This window comes from Streptomyces sp. NPDC091289, from assembly GCF_044757365.1.
GTDB lineage: Bacteria > Actinomycetota > Actinomycetes > Streptomycetales > Streptomycetaceae > Streptomyces.
The window spans coordinates 1-2,587 of the sequence record NZ_JBIVUT010000055.1 but is presented as its reverse complement, the minus strand read 5'-3'; the positions used below and the strand labels follow the sequence as shown (position 1 = coordinate 2,587).

Here is a 2,587-nt window from a genome sequence, read left to right as displayed (position 1 = left end):
CCGCGCACGCTGCATGTCGACGAGCCGTCTCCGCACATCGACTGGGAGCGGGCCGCCATGGAGCTGCTCCTGGAGGAGCGGCCCTGGCCGTCCACCGGTGACCGGCCCGCCCGCGCCGCCGTCTCCTCCTTCGGCCTGGGCGGGACCAACTCGCACGTGATCCTGGAGGCGGCGCCCGAGGAACCCGCCGCCGAAGGGGAGCGGACCCGGCAGGACAAGGGAACCGGTGCCGTGGTGCCGTGGGTCCTGTCCGGACGTACGACGGAAGCGGTGCGCGCGCAGGCGGCTCACCTGGCCGAGCACATCGACCGCCGTGGTCTGCTGGACACGGCGGACAGGAGGGACGTGGCCTGGTCGCTGGTATCGAGCCGGGCAGCACTGGAGGCGGGCGCGGTCGTCGCGGGACGCGACCAGGAGGAACAGCTCGCGGCTCTGCGGGCCTTGGCCACGGGCGCGTCCGACCCGGGTGTGGTGCTCCAGACCCGCACCCGCACCGGACGACTGGGATTCGTGTTCTCGGGTCAGGGTGCGCAGTGGTTGGGCATGGGGCGTGTGTTGGCGGCGGGTGTTCCGGAGTTCGCTGCGGCGTTGGATGAGGTGTGCAAGTACGTGGATGTGTTGTTGGACCGTCCGTTGCGGGGGGTGATGTTCGCTGCGGAGGGTGAGGTGGGCGGGGGGCTGCTGGATCGGACGGAGTACACGCAGCCGGCTCTGTTCGCTGTCGAGGTGGCGTTGTGCCGGGTGTTGGAGGGTTGGGGTGTGCGGCCGGATTATGTGGCCGGGCACTCGGTGGGTGAGATTGCTGCGGCGCATGTGGCCGGGGTGTTGTCGTTGCAGGATGCGGCTCGGTTGGTGGTGGCTCGGGGCCGGTTGATGGGTGGGGCCCGTGATGACGGGGCGATGGTCGCGGTGGGTGCTGCGGAGCGGGACGTGGTCGCGGATCTGGCCGGGGTGGTGGGTGTTGATGTCGCTGCGGTCAATGGGCCTGAGGCGGTTGTCGTCTCTGGGGATGCCGGTGTTCTGGGGGAGTTGGAGGAGCGGTGGCGTGGGCGGGGTTGGCGTGTCTCCCGGTTGCGGGTGAGTCATGCTTTCCATTCCTCGCACATGGACGGTGTTCTTGAGGAGTTCCGTCGGACTGTGGCCGGCCTGCATTTCAGTGAGCCGACTGTGCCGCTGGTCTCGACTCTGACCGGGAAGGTGGCCGTTGCGGGTGAGCTGACGGCTCCGGAGTACTGGGTCGGTCAGCTGCGTGGCACCGTCCGCTTCCACGACGCCGTCAACACCCTGCGCAAGGAGGGTGTGTCCGACTTCGTGGAGATCGGCCCCGACGCCGTCCTCTGCTCCATGATCGAGTCCGGGACGGAGGACGGCCCGAGCGTGGCGGCCCCGGCGCTGCGCCGCAAGCAGGACGAACTCACCACCCTTGCCCTGCTCCTTGGCCGGCTGCACACCCGCGGCGTCCGCATCGGCTGGCAGGAAGTCCTGCCCGCCGCCCGGCGCGTGGCCCTGCCCACCTACGCCTTCCAGCGCCAGCGCTACTGGCTGGAGGAGACCGCCTCTCCCGGCGACCCGGCCGCACTGGGGCTGGAGGACCTCGACCACCCGATGCTCGGAGCCGCGCTCGCCCTGGCCAACACCGACGAGACCGTCCTCACCGGGCGCCTCTCCGCACGCTCCCACCCCTGGATCACCGACCACACCATCTTCGACACGGTCCTCGTACCGGGCACGGGGCTCCTTGAGCTCGCCGCCCGCGCCGCCGACGAGGTCGGCTGCGACCGTGTCGAGGAACTGCGCCTCGTCGCACCGATGGTGCTGCCGGAACAGGGCGGGATCCAGGTGTCCGTCCGGGTGGGCGCACCCGACGACACCGGCCGACGCGAGATCGGCATCTTCTCCCGTCCGGCCGACACGGACGGCGACGTGAACCGCGCCTGGACGGTGCACGGTGAGGGAATCCTCGGGATGCGGGAGGACGGAGCCGATGCCACCCGGGCCGACGCCTTCACGGTCTGGCCGCCCGAAGTCGCCACCGAAGTGCCGCTCGACGGCGTCTACGAGCGCCTGGCCGACCAGGGCTACGCGTACGGCCCTGCCTTCCAGGGGATGCGCCGCGTGTGGCGGGGCGACGGCGAGGTGTACGCCGAGATCTCGCTTCCGGACAGCTGCCGCGCGGACGCGTCCCGCTACGTGGTGCACCCAGCCCTGCTGGACGCGGCGCTGCACGCGCTGCTGCCTGGCATCGTGACGCAGGACGACCAGACGCAGCTCCCGTTCGCCTGGAGTGGTGTGCACGTGTACGGCGCCGCTTCGCCCATGCTGCGCGTCCGGCTCACGTTGCCGGTTCCCGGCGCCGCCGTGTCGGAGGTCTCGCTGACGGCGGTCGACGAGACCGGTGCGCTGGTCGCCACTGTCGAGTCGCTGGCCACGCGCCCGGTCTCGAAGGAGGCCCTGGCGGCGGCGAGCGGAACACGCGGCGACAACCAGTTCTTCGTGGGGTGGGAGCCGGTTGTGGCTTCGGGGGTTGCTGGGGTGTTGGGGGAGTTGGTGTTGGTTGCTGGTGGTGTGCCTGGGGTGGTGGGCACGC

General features: G+C 70.9%; 1 protein-coding gene. It reads left to right on the top strand.

The window, feature by feature from the left end:
- Window positions 1-2,587 (top strand): acyltransferase domain-containing protein (locus ACIQPT_RS37350; protein WP_401162802.1); only part of this gene is annotated, 2,587 nt, incomplete at both ends.